Here is a 15,871-nt window from a genome sequence, read left to right as displayed (position 1 = left end):
CGCCAGTAGCCATGGAGGAAAAGCTCAAGGCAGCGGCATAAACCTTAACCGGTGTCCAAAATTACTTGACCAGTTCACTGCCTTTCTTTGTAGGAGCGGCCTTGTGCCGCGAATGGGCCGCAAAGCGGCCCCAGCGTTACCGCATGGATCGCCGGGGCCGCTGCGCAGCGCTTTCGCGACACAAGGCCGCTCCTACAGTGGGCGTGCGCAATCAGCCAAACAGCTGATGACAAAGATCACGGCTGGCCGCCAGCAGGATCGGCAGGAAGCGTTGCTCCAGTTCACTGCGGCTGACCCGCCCGACATGGGTACTGACGTTCAGCGCCGCCAGCACCTGGCCGGAGGCGTCATAGATAGGCACGGCAATCGAGCGCAGGCCTTGCTCCAGTTCCTGGTCGACCACGCACCAGCCCTGCTCGCGCACCTGCTGGATACAGGCCAACAGCGACTGCGCATCGTGCAGGGTACGGCTGGTGCGGGCCTTGAGGTCGGCGCGGTCCAGATACTCGTGCAGGCTGGCATCGTCCAGCGCGGCCAAAAGAATGCGCCCCATCGAGGTGCAGTAGGCCGGCAGGCGCCCGCCTACCGAGAGGTCGACCGAAATCAGCCGCTCGACGGTGGCCGAGCGTGCGATGTAAAGAATGTCGTCACCTTCGAGCGTGGCCATGTTGGCCGCTTCGTGCAGCTGGTCGCTGATGCGGTCCAGGTAGGGCTGCGCCGAAACCGCCAGCGGCGTCGAAGACAAGTAAGCGTGGCCGAGGGTGAGCACCTTGGGCAACAGCGAATAGGTACGACCGTCGGTCGTCGCGTAGCCGAGCTTCATCAGGGTGTGCAGGCAACGGCGCACGGCCGCGCGGGGGATCTCCGTGCGGTGGCTGATCTGGGCGATGGTGAGGTGGCGCTTGCGCTCCTGGAATGCCTGGATCACCGCCAGGCCGCGGGCCAGAGAGGTCATGAAGTCCGGGTCACCGGTGAAGGCCTGGATGCGCTTGGCCGCCGACGCCACGATCGGCGGGGCCATGGCCGGCGTGGTGCTGCGCGCGGGGTCGTTGGCCACCGGGCCGCTGGTTTCATCGCTCATGGAGCTGCCTCATAAAATCGCTGGTTCGTGCGATTATCGAACGAACGGCCGATAATCGCAATTGACCGCTGACACTTTTGCTTATACCTTTCCCCTGCCACATGTGGCTTCTTTGGAGAGACTGGTCAGGTACCCACCGTAGAAGTCCCAGGCAACGGCCTCGCCCACCCGCGAGGCCGTTTTTGTTTCAACCGTCCCGAGCCTAACTTCCAACCCGGTGGTTTGAACTTATAGTGCCTGCCCACAGACTCACATGGTGCTGACGACAACAACTTGCAGGGCATTGTCAGCAGGCGGAAAACAACGATAGCCTTCGTTCGGGCTGTTGCTATAATCGCTACTGTTGATTGTCCGCCAGTAACGTGGATCCATCAGCTAACTTTCGTCGCTTGATGAGCTTCAAGCCACCGCCCCGGTTTGGCTTGCCCGGTGTTGAACAACGGCACTTTCAACGTGCCTTGAACTTGCCACCCCGGCATCGCTGCGACGGACATTTCGCATTGGCCGCATACGCCGCTACATCCAATGTGCAGGTATCTGCCAATGCCAAACTTCAAACTCTTCAGGTATGACTGTGACGAAAGAAGAACTGCGCGCGGAACTCGAGCGACAGGCTGAACGTTACAAGGATGTATACGGTGGCGAAGTCACCACCTATGCCGCACAACCCGACCCGGAACGTAAACCCTGGCGCAAGCGCGCAAGCATTCGCGACCAGGCGTTCGCCCAGGAACTGGAAAAGATGGAGAAGGATCTGCACAGCGACGGCGAACGTAGCTGAGCGACATCACCGCGCCATCAGTCACTGACCGTCGGCGCGGCGGCATCTTTACCGAAACACCGTGGGTGAAATGGAATTTCACAAATTTCATACGGCCGTTTGAGTAGATTCCTACACAGCGTTTTTCACTCAAATCGTTGATTTTTAGGTAATTTTGCGATTTTTACCTGCCTGTTCGCGACTAACAACCCGCAGACCACCACGCCCCTGAGCGTGCGGTCATCCGTCATCGAACTGTGGCAGGTGCATCGATTTGCAGGGTTTTCTGGCATAATCCCGCCCCCCTAAAGACCGCCAGACAACCTTCATGATCGATTTATTCAGCGGACTGGATGCCTGGGTCGTCGTGAGCCTGATGCTCGCTCTGACCTTCGTTCTCGCCTTCGAGTTCATCAATGGCTTTCATGACACCGCCAACGCGGTAGCCACTGTCATCTATACCAAAGCCATGCCACCGCACCTGGCCGTATTCTTCTCCGGGGTGTTCAACTTCCTCGGCGTGCTGCTCGGCGGCGTCGGCGTGGCCTATGCCATCGTCCACCTGTTGCCGGTGGAGCTGCTGATCAATGTGAACACCGGCCACGGCCTGGCCATGGTCTTCTCGTTGCTGGCTGCGGCCATCACCTGGAACCTGGGCACCTGGTACTTCGGCATCCCCGCCTCCAGCTCGCACACCCTGATCGGTTCGATCCTTGGCGTGGGCCTGGCCAATGCACTGATCAGCGATATCCCGCTGGGTGATGGCGTGAACTGGCAGAAAGCGATCGATATCGGCATGTCGCTGGTGCTTTCGCCCATGGCTGGCTTCGCCGTTGCCGCGCTGGTGCTGCTTGGCCTGAAATGGTGGCGCCCGCTGTCGAAGATGCACAAGACCCCGGATCAGCGCCGCAAGCTCGACGACAAGAAGCACCCACCATTCTGGAACCGCCTGGTGCTGGTGATCTCGGCCATGGGCGTGAGCTTCGTGCACGGCTCCAACGACGGCCAGAAGGGCATCGGCCTGATCATGCTGGTACTGATCGGTATCGTCCCGGCCAAGTTCGTGCTCGACCTGAACAGCACCACCTACCAGATCGAACGCACCCGCGACGCCACCATGCACTTGAGCCAGTTCTACGAGCGCAATGCGGCGACGCTGGGCGAGTACCTGGCATTGGGCAAGGCCAAGTCGGCCGACCTGCCGGAGCAGTTCAGCTGCAACCCGCAGCAGACCGAACCGACCATCGCCGCGCTGCAATCGTCGCTGCAAGGTGTGACCGACTACCGCGCACTGAGCGCCGAAAAGCGTGTTGAAGTACGTCGCTACCTGCTGTGCCTGGACGACACGGCGAAGAAAGTCGGCAAGCTGCCAGGCCTTGAGCCGCGCGAAAAGGCCGACCTCGAGAAGCTGCGCAAAGACCTCACCGCCACCACCGAGTACGCGCCGTTCTGGGTGATTGTCGCCGTCGCCCTGGCCCTGGGCCTGGGTACCATGGTCGGCTGGAAGCGCGTGGTACTGACCGTCGGCGAGAAGATCGGCAAGCAGGGCATGACCTATGCCCAGGGCATGTCGGCACAGATCACCGCCGCCTGCGCCATCGGCATGGCCAACATCTTCAGCCTGCCGGTGTCGACCACCCACGTACTGTCATCAGGCGTGGCCGGTACCATGGTTGCCAACAAGAGCGGCCTGCAAGGCGGCACCGTGAAGACCATCCTGCTGGCCTGGGTACTGACCCTGCCAGCGACGGTGGGCCTGTCCGCCGGCCTGTTCTGGCTTGCTATCAAAGCCATGAGCTGAACACCGTGGTCATGAAAAAGGCGCCTTCGGGCGCCTTTTTTCATGGTCCGGGCAAGCGCCCGGCAACTGGCCGATCAAGGACGAGCGTTGATCTGCTGCTGCAGGTTCTGGATCTGGCTCTGCAGGGTGTTGATATTGCGGGTGGTCTGCCCGCGGAACGCATCGAACTCCTGCACCGAAGCGCCCCCGGCCGATTGCGCCGAGCGGTTGTCGGCCTGGCTCTTGAGCACCAGCACATCCTGTTCCAGGCTTTCGATCGCCGCGCTCGGGTTGCGCTTCTTCAGGGCCTCCACCTCGCTGCTCAGGCTTTTCAACTGACCATCGAGCTTGCCACCGTCTAGCTGGCCCGACTTCAACGCCGCCAGTTCCGTATTCACGGCCTTCAATTGCGCTTGCAGTTGCCCCTGCAACTCGGTCACTGCTTTCTGCTGCTCGCGGGTATCGGCCAGTACCTGTTCCAGGCGCTTGCCCAAGTCGCCGGCCTGGCCGGCAACGCCCTGCTGCTGCTTGCCCTGCTCGGCCAGGTTGGCCTGCAACTGACGGATCTGCAGCTTCAACGCTTCGCTACCGGTGGTGCTGCTCGACTCGCTGGCGTCGACCTTGCCACTGATCGCCTGCAGGCGCCCAGCCGCTTCCTCGCTGATACGGGCAAAGCTTTCCTGGGTGGCCACCAGTTGCTGCTCCAACAGCGAGATCTGCTGAAAACTCCACCAGCCCAGGCCGGCCAGGCCTATGAACGAAGCCCCCAGCAATGCCCATAGCGGGCCATTGCTGCGCGGCCGCGCAGCCTTCTGGCGGCCGCGCGCGACATGGGCAGGCAGCAATTCATCGTCATCGGGGGTGCCGGCGCGCAGGGCGGGCACGTCGTCGAAATCGTCGTGGGCGTCGTTACGCATGGGTGCATTCAACCGCTGTGGTAGCAAAGAGGCATGAGTATAAACCGCCAAGGCGGCGCACTGCAGACCATCATCCCGGCAGCAGGTTCACTGATTGCCCGGTTGCGCTTTCCACCAATGACAGAATTCATCCAGCGCGGCCCAGGTGTCGGTCTTCGGGCGGTAGTCCAGGTACTGGCGGGCACGGCTGATGTCGAGGGTGAAGTCCTTGCTCATCACCTGCATCGCGGTGCGCGTCAGGGTCGGCTGCGGGCGCCCAGGCCAGAGCAGGCAGGCGGCCTCGTTGAGCGCCGCCAGGCTGTAGGCCAGGCCGAAACTGCGATAGCGGGTGACCTGCGGCAGCTGCATCTGGCGCATGACGTAGTTCACCACATCCCACAACGGCAATGGGTGGCCGTTGCTGATGTTATAGGCCTGCCCCAGCGCCGGCGCTTCGACAAACAGCGCGCTGAGCAAGGCTTCGTTGAGGTTGTGCACGCTGGTGAAATCGACCTTGTTCAGGCCGTTGCCAATGATCGCCACACGCCCCTTGCGTTGCATGCGCATCAGCCGCGGGAAAATACTCGCATCGCCAGCCCCGGTGACGAAGCGAGGCCGCAGGGCCAGTACCTCCAGGCCGAATTCCTGGGCACCGAATACCTTCTGCTCGGCCAGGTGCTTGGTCAATCCGTAGTGATCGTGAAAGCGCCGTGGCACCTGCTCTTCGCGGATATCACGCTGGGGACGGCCATTGAAGTAGATCGACGGCGACGACAGGTGCACCAGGCGCCGCACATGCTCCTTGATGCAACCTTCGACCACGTTCTCGGTGAGCACCACGTTGCCCTGGTAGAAGTCCTGGTACCGCCCCCAGTTGCCCACCGCACCGGCGCAGTGCACCACCGCATCGACGCCCTGGCACAGGCGCCGGGCCAATTCGGCGTCACCCAGATCACCTGGGATGAACTGCGCGCCACGCTTGACCAGGTGTTCCACACCCTCCGCCCGCCGGCCATTGACCCGTACGTCCAGGCCCTGCTCCAGGGCAAAGCGCGCAAAGCGCCCGCCAATGAAGCCGCTCGCGCCGGTGACCAGAATTCGCATGTAACACTCCGCCTTGCCAGATTTCAGATGCAGCAGACGCCGGCCAGGCCTACAAGGGCACCAGCCAGTCCCGCGCCGAATGGCGCAGGTGCTCGGTCAGCTGGGCGAGCAGTTGCCCGCCGTTGCGCCAATGATGCCAGTACAGCGGCACGTCGATGGGGGTATCGCTGCAGATTTCCACCAGTTCGCCACGACCCAACTGCTCGGCCACCTGGCGCTCGGGCACCAGCCCCCAGCCCAGGCCCGCCTCGGTCATGCGCAGGAAACCTTCGGACGAGGGGCACAGGTGGTGCAGGAAACCGTCCTGGATACCCAGCGATGCCAGGTAGCGATGCTGCAGGAAATCGTCCGGGCCGAACACCACCGCCGGCGTGCGCGCCAGCCGTGCAACCTCGAAGCCGTTGGGGAAGTAACGCGCCATGAACGCGGGACTGGCCAGCGCCCGGTAACGCATTGCCCCCAACGGCATGCTCCGCGCCCCGGCCACCGGCCGCTCGCTGCCACACAGGCAGGCAGCCACTTCACCGGCGCGCATGCGCTTGAGGCCGACATCCTGGTCTTCCACCACCAGGTCCAGCAGTACCTGCTGCTCGGCACAGAACGCCCCCACGGCCCCCGCCCACCAGGTCGCCAGGCTGTCGGCATTGAGCGCGATGCGCAGGCGCTCTGGCATGCCCTCCTCGTCCAGCGCCGGGACCTGGCGTTGCAGGTCGCGCTCCAGCAGGCGCACCTGCTGCACATGGTTGAGCAACTGACGGCCGACCTCGGTAGGGCTGGGCGGCGTGGCCCGCACCAGCACCGGCTGGCCGACCCTGGCCTCGAGCAGCTTGATGCGCTGGGAGATGGCCGATTGCGACAGCCCCAACACCTGCGCGGCGCGCTCGAAGCCCGCTTGTTCGATCACCGCGGCGAGGGCGGCGAGCAGCTTGTAGTCGAACATCGATTTCTCTAATGAGTGATCAGCTCTATTTGTTTTTCTTATACAGCCGAGGGCGCCACAATGGCCACATCTTTCTAGGCAATCAACGCCGGCCTGCGCGCCGGTGTCAGTGGAGTGTTGGCGCTATGTGGCAAAGCTATCTGAACGGCATGCTGGTGGCCTTCGGCCTGATCATGGCCATCGGCGCGCAGAACGCCTTCGTCCTGGCCCAGAGCCTGCGGCGCGAACATCACCTGCCGGTGGCGGCGTTGTGCATCGTCTGCGATGCGCTGCTGGTGGCCGCCGGGGTGTTCGGCCTGGCCACGGTGCTGGCGCATAACCCGACCTTGCTGGCAGTGGCCCGCTGGGGCGGCGCGGTGTTCCTGATCTGGTACGGCGCCAAGGCCTTGCGAAGCGCCTGCTCCAAGCAGAGCCTGGAGCATCAGCAGGGCCAGGGCGTGCGCTCGCGCCGCGCGGTGCTGCTCAGCGCACTGGCGGTGACCTTGCTCAACCCGCACGTTTACCTGGATACGGTGCTGTTGATCGGCTCGCTCGGCGCCCAGCAGACCGTGCCTGGCGCCTACGTGGCCGGTGCCGCCAGCGCGTCGCTGCTGTGGTTCACTACCCTGGCCGTGGGCGCTGCGTGGTTGGCGCCATGGTTGGCACGGCCGGCGACCTGGCGGATGCTGGACCTGATGGTGGCGGTGATGATGTTCGCGGTGGCGGCGCAGCTGATTTTTAACTGACGATATACAGTGTGGGAGCGGGTTTACCCGCGAATGCGGCGGTTGATGCAACATCGCATTCGCGGGTAAACCCGCTCCCACATGTACGCATTGACAATGGCCCCCAGCCCGCCGGTCAGCCGCGCCAACCGCTCTGGAACCTCTATTCCCTATAGTTGTTGCGTGGTTATGCGCAAGTCCGGGTGCTATGATCCAGCCCTTGCGTCGCAAAGAGTACAAACTCGCCGACGCTCACCGGGCCGCCCGTGATCGGCCTTGCGCAAACCGCGAACAGACCTGAATCAGGAGATCCACCATGGCTTTTGAATTGCCGCCGCTGCCGTACGCCCACGATGCCCTGCAGCCGCACATCTCCAAGGAAACCCTGGAGTTTCACCACGACAAGCACCACAACACCTACGTCGTGAACCTGAACAACCTGATCCCAGGCACCGAATTCGAAGGCAAGACCCTGGAAGAGATCGTCAAGAGCTCTTCGGGTGGCATCTTCAACAACGCCGCTCAGATCTGGAACCACTCCTTCTACTGGGAATGCCTGTCGCCAAACGGCGGTGGCCAGCCGACCGGCGCCCTGGCTGATGCCATCAACGCCGCTTTCGGTTCCTTCGACAAGTTCAAGGAAGAGTTCACCAAGACTTCGGTCGGCACCTTCGGTTCCGGCTGGGGCTGGCTGGTGAAGAAGGCCGACGGCTCCCTGGCCCTGGCCAGCACCATCGGCGCCGGCTGCCCGCTGACCAGCGGCGACACCCCGCTGCTGACCTGCGACGTCTGGGAACACGCCTACTACATCGACTACCGCAACCTGCGTCCGAAGTACGTCGAGGCGTTCTGGAACCTGGTCAACTGGAAGTTCGTTGCCGAGCAGTTCGAAGGCAAGGTCTTCACCGCCTGATCAGGCAAGCCATGCAAAAAACCCGGCAGCCGCCGGGTTTTTTTTCGCCTTTTTTTCGCGCGTTGTCTGCCTTTGCGCTCTTGCTCAGCACGCAGAGCGCGCTAACATCAAATTTCTGGAAAGTTGATGCAGCGCACTCAAGTCGCATGGCCGCTCGACCGATATAGAGCCAAGGGCAATTCCGTCGATGGGCGGGCAATCGGTCGATAGTCTTGTTGCCAGAATTGATGGCAAAATAATGGCATGCGCATGGATTAAGGAAACCCCTTTGAAGCTGGAATTTCGCAACAGCTTGTCGGTGAAGTTGCTCAGGGTGGTGCTGCTCTCGGCGTTGGCGGTCGGCGTCGTGCTCAGCTGCGCGCAGATCGTCTACGACGTCTACAAGACTCGCCAGGCCGTGAACAGTGACGCCCAGCGCATTCTCGACATGTTCCGCGACCCATCCACCCAGGCGGTGTACAGCCTTGACCGGGAAATGGGCATGCAGGTGATGGAAGGCCTGTTCCAGGACGAATCGGTGCGCATGGCCTCCATCGGCCACCCCAACGAAACCATGCTTGCGGAAAAATCCAGGCCGCTGCAGGACATGTCCATGCGCTGGCTGACCGACCCGATCCTTGGCCAGGAACGCACCTACACCACGCAACTGGTCGGCCGCGGCCCGTACAGCGAATACTACGGCGACCTGAGCATCACCCTCGACACCTCCAGCTACGGCGAAGGCTTTTTGATCAACGCCGTGATCATCTTCATTTCCGGGGTATTGCGCGCCCTGGCCATGGGCCTGGTGCTGTACCTGGTGTATCACTGGCTGCTGACCAAGCCGCTGTCGAAGATCATCGAGCACCTCACCCAGATCAACCCCGACCGCCCCAGCCAGCACCAGATTCCATTGCTCAAGGGCCACGAGAAGAACGAACTGGGCATCTGGGTCAACACCGCCAACCAGTTGCTGGCGTCCATCGAGCGCAACACCCACCTGCGCCACGAAGCCGAGAACAGCCTGCAACGCATGGCCCAGTACGACTTCCTCACCGGCTTGCCCAACCGCCAGCAGTTGCAGCAGCAGTTGGACAAGATCCTCGACGACGGCGGCCGCCTGCAACGGCGCGTGGCCGTGCTGTGCGTGGGTCTGGATGACTTCAAGGGGGTCAACGAGCAGTTCAGCTACCAGGTTGGCGACCAGTTGCTGCTGGCCCTGGCCGACCGCCTGCGCGCCCACAGCGGCCGCCTGGGCGCCCTGGCCCGCCTGGGGGGCGATCAGTTCGCCCTGGTCCAGGCCAATATCGAACAACCCTACGAAGCCGCCGAGCTGGCCCAGAGCATCCTCGACGACCTCGAAGCGCCGTTCGACCTCGATCACCAGCAGATCCGCCTGCGCGCCACCATCGGCATCACCCTGTTCCCCGAGGATGGCGACAGCACTGAGAAGCTACTGCAAAAAGCCGAACAGACCATGACCCTGGCCAAGGCCCGCTCGCGCAACCGCTACCAGTTCTACATCGCCAGCGTCGACAGCGAGATGCGCCGGCGCCGCGAACTGGAAAAAGACCTGCGCGAAGCCCTGCCGCGCAACCAGTTGTACCTGGTCTACCAACCGCAGATCAGCTACCGCGACCACCGTGTGGTCGGCGTCGAGGCACTGCTGCGCTGGCAGCACCCGGAGCTGGGCATGGTGCCGCCGGACCAGTTCATCCCGTTGGCCGAACAAAACGGCAACATCATCAGCATCGGCGAATGGGTACTCGACCAGGCCTGCCGCCAGCTGCGCGAGTGGCACGACCTGGGCTTCAGCGAACTGCGCATGGCGGTCAACCTGTCCACCGTGCAGCTGCACCACAACGAGCTGCCGCGGGTGGTCAACAACCTGCTGCAGGCCTACCGCCTGCCACCGCGCAGCCTGGAACTGGAGGTCACCGAGACCGGCCTGATGGAAGACATCAGCACCGCCGCCCAGCACCTGCTCAGCCTGCGTCGCTCAGGCGCGCTGATCGCCATCGACGACTTCGGCACCGGCTATTCCTCGCTCAGCTACCTGAAGTCGCTGCCGCTGGACAAGATCAAGATCGACAAGAGCTTCGTCCAGGACCTGCTCGACGACGACGACGACGCCACCATCGTCCGGGCCATCATCCAGCTGGGCAAGAGCCTGGGGATGCAGGTCATCGCCGAAGGCGTGGAAACCGCCGAACAGGAGAGCTACATCATCGCCCAGGGCTGCCACGAAGGTCAGGGCTACCACTACAGCAAGCCGCTGTCGTCGCGCGAGCTCACCGCGTTTCTCAAGCAGGCACAGCGCAACCAGGTCTCGGTGCTGTAACCCCCGCCACACATGCCGATGCACCGCAAACGGGCGTTTGCATGAAATGCGCGCCCGCCCCTTTACAGCAAATGCAAATCTTTCGCATGATGTTGCGGTTTCGCGTGCCACGCCGCACGGTCCAACCACACGACGCAGGAAACCAATAATGATTCGTATGCCTCTGGCCTCCGCCAGTCTGCTCGCCATCGCCATCGCCCTCGCCGGTTGCGGCGAAGGCAAGAACGACAAGGCCGCCGCGCCGCAAGCCCAGGCACCTGCCGCCGCCAGCACCACCGCCGCCGCACCGGGCGCTGTCGACGAAGCCGCCGGCAAAGCCGTGGTCAAGCATTACGCCGAGATGGTCTACGCCGTGTACAGCGACTCGCTGAGCACCGCCAAGCAACTGCAAACCGCAGTGGACGCGTTCCTCGCCAGCCCCAACGACCAGACCCTGAAGGCCGCGAAAGAAGCCTGGGCCGCCGCCCGCGTACCGTACCTGCAGAGCGAGGCGTTCCGCTTCGGCAACACCATCATCGACGACTGGGAAGGCCAGGTGAACGCCTGGCCCCTGGACGAAGGCCTGATCGACTACGTCGACAAGAGCTACGAGCACGCCCTGGGCAACCCGGCCGCCAGCGCCAACATCATCGCCAACACCGAAATCCAGGTTGGCGAAGACAAGGTCGACGTCAAGGACATCACCCCCGAGAAGCTGGCCAGCCTGAACGAGCTGGGCGGTTCCGAAGCCAACGTCGCCACCGGCTACCACGCCATCGAATTCCTGCTCTGGGGCCAGGACCTCAACGGTACCGGCCCTGGCGCGGGCAACCGCCCGGCGTCGGACTACCTGGAAGGCAAAGGCGCCACCGGCGGCCACAACGACCGCCGCCGCGCCTACCTGAAATCGGTCACCCAGCTGCTGGTCAAGGACCTCGAAGAGATGGTCGGCAACTGGGCACCGAACGTGGCCGACAACTACCGCGCCACCCTGGAAGCGGAGCCGGTCAACGACGGCCTGCGCAAGATGCTGTTCGGCATGGGCAGCCTGTCGCTGGGCGAACTGGCCGGCGAGCGCATGAAGGTCTCGCTGGAAGCCAACTCGCCGGAAGACGAGCAGGACTGCTTCAGCGACAACACCCACTACTCGCACTTCTATGACGCCAAGGGCATCCGCAACGTCTACCTGGGCGAGTACACCCGCACCGACGGCACCAAGCTGAGCGGCCCGAGCCTGTCGTCGCTGGTGGCCAAGGCCGATCCGGCCGCCGACGCCACCCTCAAGGCCGACCTGGAAGCCACCGAAGCCAAGCTGCAGGTGATCGTCGACCACGCCCTCAAAGGCGAGCACTACGACCAGTTGATCGCCGCCGACAACGCTGCCGGCAACCAGATCGTGCGTGACGCCATCGCCTCGCTGGTCAAACAGACCGGCGCGATCGAGCAGGCCGCAGGCAAACTGGGTATCGACAACCTGAACCCGGACACCGCTGATCACGAGTTCTGATCGACGCGTTAACGGTTCACGCAAAGAGGCGGCCTTCGGGTCGCCTTTTTGCTTTTAGGCCTTATCGCGGGGTGCGTGGGAGCGGGCTTGCCCCGCGATGAGGCCATAAAAAGCAATGAAAACGATGGAATTTCACATTCTTTTCATCCGTGTAATTGCAAATTGCTCTTATTCAAAAACGGCCGGCCTGATAAGCTTGCACGCCGGTTTTTCGCCCACGCCCAGGATTGTCGATGTCCTTGCTCCGCCTAAGCCCCCTGCTGCTGGCCCTCGCCCTTGCCGCCTGTGACGACGCCCCGCGTTTCACCCAGGCCGAGCCCGGTGAAGCCCTCTCCGGCGGCCAGGCAACGGTGCAGCGCAGTGACCGCAACGCCTTTTCCCTGCCCTCGGCCAACCTCAGCCCCGAGCGGCGTCTTGACTTCGCCGTGGGCAACAGCTTCTTTCGCAGCCCCTGGGTGATCGCCCCGTCCACCACCACCGCCCGTGACGGCCTGGGCCCACTGTTCAACACCAACGCCTGCCAGAACTGCCATGTGCGTGACGGCCGCGGCCACCCGCCGGAACCCGGCGACAGCAACGCGGTGTCGATGCTGGTACGCCTGTCGATCCCCGATCAGCCCTACTACGCCCATGTCATCGAACGCCTGGGCGTGGTGCCCGAGCCGGTGTATGGCACCCAGCTGCAGGACATGGCCGTGCCCGGCGTGGCGCCGGAGGGCAAGGTACGGGTGAGCTACGACAGTCAGACCGTCACCTTCAAGGACGGCCACCAGGTCGAATTGCGCCGCCCCACCCTGCAGATCACCCAGCTCGGCTACGGCCCGATGCACCCTGATACCCGCTTCTCGGCCCGCATCGCCCCACCGATGATCGGCCTCGGCCTGCTCGAAGCCATCGCCGAAGCCGACATCCTGGCCAACGAAGACCCGGACGACCGCAACCACGACGGCATCCGCGGCCGTGCCAACCGGGTCTGGGACGACGCCCAGGGCAAGACAGTGGTCGGCCGCTTCGGCTGGAAGGCCGGGCAACCCAACGTCAACCAGCAGAACGTGCATGCCTTCGCCGGTGACATGGGCCTGACCAGCACGCTGCTGCCCAAGGACGACTGCACCCCGGCCCAGGTCGACTGCCTGGCCGCGCCCAATGGCGATGGTGCCGATGGCGAAAAAGAGGTCAGCGACAACCTCCTGCGCCTGGTCACCTTCTACACCCGCAACCTGGGCGTACCGGCCCGCCGCGACGTCGAGGCCCCCCAGGTACTGGCCGGCAAGAACCTGTTCTACCAGGCCGGTTGCCAAAGCTGCCACACCCCGCAGTTCACCACCGCAGCCGATGCCGCCGAGCCCGAGCTGGCCAGCCAGGTGATACGCCCTTACAGCGACCTGCTGCTGCACGACATGGGCCCGGGCCTGAGCGACGAGCGCACCGAGTTCGCCGCCAACGGCCAGGACTGGCGCACCCCACCACTGTGGGGTATCGGCCTGAGCCAGACCGTCAGCAGCGACGCCCGCTTCCTCCACGATGGCCGCGCCCGCGACCTGCTTGAAGCCGTGCTCTGGCACGGTGGCGAGGCCCAGACGGCGCGCGACCAGGTACTGACCTTCAATGCCGAGCAGCGCGCCGCGCTGCTGGCCTTCCTGAATTCACTTTAAAACGCGCTAAGGAGCCGGGCATGTTCCGACCCAAACTGTTGTTCACCAGCCTCGCCGCACTCGCCCTCGGCGCTTGCTCGCCGCAGGACCCGCAAGCCGTGACCTCCGCCGCCATCGCCAAGCAAGTGATCCTGCCGACCTACAGCCGCTGGGTCGAGGCCGACCGCCAGTTGGCCGCCAGCGCCCTGGCCTACTGCGAAGGCAAGGCCTCGCTGGACAGCGCCCGCGCCGACTTCCTCAATGCGCAGAAAGCCTGGGCCGAACTGCAACCGCTGCTGGTCGGCCCGTTGGCCGAAGGCAATCGCGCCTGGCAGGTGCAGTTCTGGCCAGACAAGAAGAACCTGGTGGGCCGCCAGGTCGAGCAACTGGTCAATGGCGACAAGCCGGTCGATGCCGAGTCGCTGGGCAAGGCCAGCGTCGTGGTGCGCGGCCTGTCCGCCTACGAGTACATCCTGTTCGACAGCAAGCCGGACATGGCCACGGCCGAACAGAAGGCGCGCTACTGCCCACTGCTGGTGGCGATCGGCGAACACCAGAAGCTCCTGGCCGAAGACATCCTCAAGAACTGGAACAGCACCGACGGCATGCTGTCGCAGATGACCAAGTTCCCCAACCAGCGCTACGCCGACTCCCACGAAGCGATCGCCGACTTGCTGCGCGCCCAGGTCACCGGCCTGGACACCCTGAAGAAGAAACTCGGTGCGCCAATGGGTCGCCAGAGCAAGGGCATCCCGCAACCGCTGCAGGCCGAAGCCTGGCGCAGCCATTCTTCGCTCAAGAGCCTGGAAGCATCGCTCAAGGCCGCTCAGACCGTCTGGGTCGGGGTCGACAACCAGGGCCTGCGCGGCCTGCTGGGCAAAGACCAGGCAGCGCTGGCACAGAAGATCGACGACGCCTACGCCGCCACCCTCAAGCTGCTGGCCGACAACCAGAAGACCCTCGGCGAGCTGCTGGCCGACGAAGCCGGGCAGCAGGCGCTTAACCAGATCTACGACAGCCTGAACGTCCTGCATCGCCTGCACGAAGGCGAGCTGGCCAAGGCGCTCAACATCCAACTGGGCTTCAACGCCAACGACGGTGACTGATCATGCTGCGACGCCAGGCGATCAAACTCGGTAGCGTACTGCTCAGCGCCCTGACCCTGGGCGGCTGGAGCCTGCTGCGCAACAAAGGCAGCGAGCCCTTGCTGCTCTCGGCGCGCGACGATGGCGACGGCAAGCACTACGCCGTCGGGTTCCGCCTGGACGGCACCCAGGTGTTCAGCACCCAGGTGGCCCAGCGTTGCCACGCGATCATCAACCACCCCGAACTGCCCATCGCCCTGTTCGTCGCCCGCCGGCCCGGCACCGAAAGCTACCTGATCGACCTGCGCGACGGGCGCCTGCTGCAAACCGTCACCTCGCAGCCGCACCGCCATTTCTACGGCCATGCGGTGATCCACAAGGGCGGCGAATGGCTGTACACCACCGAGAACGACACCACCGATCCAGGCCGTGGCGTGCTGGGGGTGTACCGCTTCGAAGGTGAGCGCCTGGTGCACACCGGCGAGCTCTCGACCCACGGCATCGGCCCCCACGAAGTGGCCTGGTTGCCCGACGGCGAGACGCTGGTGGTGGCCAACGGCGGCATCCGCACCGAAGCCGAAAGCCGGGTAGAGATGAACCTCGACGCCATGCAGCCGAGCCTGGTGCTGATGCAGCGCGACGGCACCCTGCTGAGCAAGGAAACCCTGGCCCAGCAGATGAACAGCGTGCGCCACCTGGCGGTGGGCGACGACGGCACCATCGCGGCCTGCCAGCAGTTCATGGGCAGCTCGGAAGAGACGGCCGAGCTGCTGGCGATCAAACGCCCAGGCGAGCCGTTCAAGGCCTTCCCGGTGCCCGAACGGCAATTGCAGTCGATGGCCCAGTACACCGCCAGCGTCGCCATCCACAGCGACCTGCGCCTGGTGGCGCTGACCGCGCCACGGGCCAATCGGTTGTTCATCTGGGACCTGGACAGCGGCGCGGTGAAGCTCGATGCACCGATGCCCGATTGCGCCGGGGTGGGTGCGGTGCAGGATGGTTTCGTCGTCACCTCCGGGCAGGGGCGTTGCCGCTTCTACAACTGCCGCAAGGCAGAGCTGATCGGGCAGCCGATGAACCTGCCGTCCGGGTTCTGGGACAATCACCTGCACCTGGCCTGATTTCTCGTAAAAGCCTTATCGCGGGGCAAGTCGCAGCGGCGCACCGC

Annotated in this window: 13 protein-coding genes; 9 read left to right on the top strand and 4 right to left on the bottom strand. The window is 63.9% G+C overall.

What is annotated here, in order from left to right; all coding sequences use genetic code 11:
* Nucleotides 1–211: 211 nt before the first annotated feature.
* Nucleotides 212–1,081, bottom strand: coding sequence for a pca regulon transcriptional regulator PcaR (pcaR, locus tag F6X61_RS21485; RefSeq protein ID WP_153788440.1), 870 nt, complete (start codon nt 1,079–1,081; stop codon nt 212–214).
* A gap of 574 nt (nt 1,082–1,655) precedes the next feature.
* Between pcaR and F6X61_RS21480 the strand changes: the two genes are divergently transcribed.
* Both F6X61_RS21480 and F6X61_RS21475 read left to right on the top strand, forming a co-directional pair.
* Nucleotides 1,656–1,862, top strand: coding sequence for a hypothetical protein (locus F6X61_RS21480; protein WP_110993726.1), 207 nt, complete (start codon nt 1,656–1,658; stop codon nt 1,860–1,862).
* Nucleotides 1,863–2,169: 307 nt separating this feature from the next.
* Nucleotides 2,170–3,642, top strand: coding sequence for an inorganic phosphate transporter (locus F6X61_RS21475; RefSeq protein ID WP_110993725.1), 1,473 nt, complete (start codon nt 2,170–2,172; stop codon nt 3,640–3,642).
* Between the two features lie 74 nt (nt 3,643–3,716).
* Here F6X61_RS21475 and F6X61_RS21470 read toward each other — a convergent pair whose 3' ends face one another.
* The 3 genes from F6X61_RS21470 to F6X61_RS21460 all read right to left on the bottom strand — a co-directional run bounded on the left by F6X61_RS21470 (nt 3,717) and on the right by F6X61_RS21460 (nt 6,561).
* On the bottom strand, nt 3,717–4,538 hold the full coding sequence (locus tag F6X61_RS21470) for an ATPase (protein ID WP_153788439.1): 822 nt from the start codon (nt 4,536–4,538) through the stop codon (nt 3,717–3,719).
* A gap of 87 nt (nt 4,539–4,625) precedes the next feature.
* Nucleotides 4,626–5,621 (bottom strand): NAD(P)-dependent oxidoreductase, encoded by a 996-nt coding sequence (locus tag F6X61_RS21465; protein ID WP_153788438.1) that lies wholly within the window; start codon nt 5,619–5,621, stop codon nt 4,626–4,628.
* A 49-nt stretch (nt 5,622–5,670) separates the two neighbouring features.
* Entirely contained in the window at nt 5,671–6,561 is an 891-nt protein-coding gene (locus tag F6X61_RS21460) for a LysR family transcriptional regulator ArgP (protein WP_110993722.1), read from the bottom strand.
* Nucleotides 6,562–6,686: 125 nt separating this feature from the next.
* Here F6X61_RS21460 and F6X61_RS21455 point away from each other — a divergent pair, with 125 nt between their 5' ends.
* The 7 genes from F6X61_RS21455 to F6X61_RS21425 all read left to right on the top strand — a co-directional run bounded on the left by F6X61_RS21455 (nt 6,687) and on the right by F6X61_RS21425 (nt 15,824).
* Nucleotides 6,687–7,286, top strand: a complete 600-nt coding sequence (locus F6X61_RS21455) for a LysE/ArgO family amino acid transporter (RefSeq protein WP_153788437.1) — start codon at nt 6,687–6,689, stop codon at nt 7,284–7,286.
* 295 nt (nt 7,287–7,581) lie between these two features.
* Nucleotides 7,582–8,178: a superoxide dismutase gene (locus tag F6X61_RS21450; RefSeq protein WP_153788436.1), complete on the top strand. Its 597-nt coding sequence runs from the start codon at nt 7,582–7,584 to the stop codon at nt 8,176–8,178.
* A gap of 268 nt (nt 8,179–8,446) precedes the next feature.
* The gene (locus F6X61_RS21445) at nt 8,447–10,498 is read left to right on the top strand and encodes a bifunctional diguanylate cyclase/phosphodiesterase (protein ID WP_153788435.1); all 2,052 of its coding nucleotides are present in this window, start codon (nt 8,447–8,449) and stop codon (nt 10,496–10,498) included.
* A 148-nt stretch (nt 10,499–10,646) separates the two neighbouring features.
* Nucleotides 10,647–11,984 (top strand): imelysin family protein, encoded by a 1,338-nt coding sequence (locus F6X61_RS21440; protein WP_153788434.1) that lies wholly within the window; start codon nt 10,647–10,649, stop codon nt 11,982–11,984.
* Nucleotides 11,985–12,211: 227 nt separating this feature from the next.
* Nucleotides 12,212–13,639: a di-heme oxidoredictase family protein gene (locus tag F6X61_RS21435; protein WP_153788433.1), complete on the top strand. Its 1,428-nt coding sequence runs from the start codon at nt 12,212–12,214 to the stop codon at nt 13,637–13,639.
* Between the two features lie 20 nt (nt 13,640–13,659).
* The gene (locus F6X61_RS21430; protein ID WP_153788432.1) at nt 13,660–14,724 is read left to right on the top strand and encodes an imelysin family protein; all 1,065 of its coding nucleotides are present in this window, start codon (nt 13,660–13,662) and stop codon (nt 14,722–14,724) included.
* Between the two features lie 2 nt (nt 14,725–14,726).
* Nucleotides 14,727–15,824, top strand: a complete 1,098-nt coding sequence (locus F6X61_RS21425) for a DUF1513 domain-containing protein (protein WP_153788431.1) — start codon at nt 14,727–14,729, stop codon at nt 15,822–15,824.
* Nucleotides 15,825–15,871 lie beyond the last annotated feature (47 nt).

The organism is Pseudomonas sp. EMN2 (genome assembly GCF_009650555.1).
GTDB classification, from domain to species: Bacteria; Pseudomonadota; Gammaproteobacteria; order Pseudomonadales; family Pseudomonadaceae; genus Aquipseudomonas; species Aquipseudomonas sichuanensis.
Note: the sequence above shows the minus strand (reverse complement) of the source record. Positions and strands in the feature narration are given on the sequence as shown.

What these genes read in the sequence shown, in the direction of transcription:
- F6X61_RS21465 (WP_153788438.1), bottom strand. Translation starts at nt 5,621, where the DNA reads ATGCGAATTCTGGTCACCGGCGCGAGCGGCTTCATTGGCGGGCGCTTT.
- F6X61_RS21440 (WP_153788434.1), top strand. Translation starts at nt 10,647, where the DNA reads ATGATTCGTATGCCTCTGGCCTCCGCCAGTCTGCTCGCCATCGCCATC.
- F6X61_RS21470 (WP_153788439.1), bottom strand. Translation starts at nt 4,538, where the DNA reads ATGCGTAACGACGCCCACGACGATTTCGACGACGTGCCCGCCCTGCGC.
- pcaR (WP_153788440.1), bottom strand. Translation starts at nt 1,081, where the DNA reads ATGAGCGATGAAACCAGCGGCCCGGTGGCCAACGACCCCGCGCGCAGC.
- F6X61_RS21475 (WP_110993725.1), top strand. Translation starts at nt 2,170, where the DNA reads ATGATCGATTTATTCAGCGGACTGGATGCCTGGGTCGTCGTGAGCCTG.
- F6X61_RS21460 (WP_110993722.1), bottom strand. Translation starts at nt 6,561, where the DNA reads ATGTTCGACTACAAGCTGCTCGCCGCCCTCGCCGCGGTGATCGAACAA.
- F6X61_RS21425 (WP_153788431.1), top strand. Translation starts at nt 14,727, where the DNA reads ATGCTGCGACGCCAGGCGATCAAACTCGGTAGCGTACTGCTCAGCGCC.
- F6X61_RS21455 (WP_153788437.1), top strand. Translation starts at nt 6,687, where the DNA reads ATGTGGCAAAGCTATCTGAACGGCATGCTGGTGGCCTTCGGCCTGATC.
- F6X61_RS21450 (WP_153788436.1), top strand. Translation starts at nt 7,582, where the DNA reads ATGGCTTTTGAATTGCCGCCGCTGCCGTACGCCCACGATGCCCTGCAG.
- F6X61_RS21430 (WP_153788432.1), top strand. Translation starts at nt 13,660, where the DNA reads ATGTTCCGACCCAAACTGTTGTTCACCAGCCTCGCCGCACTCGCCCTC.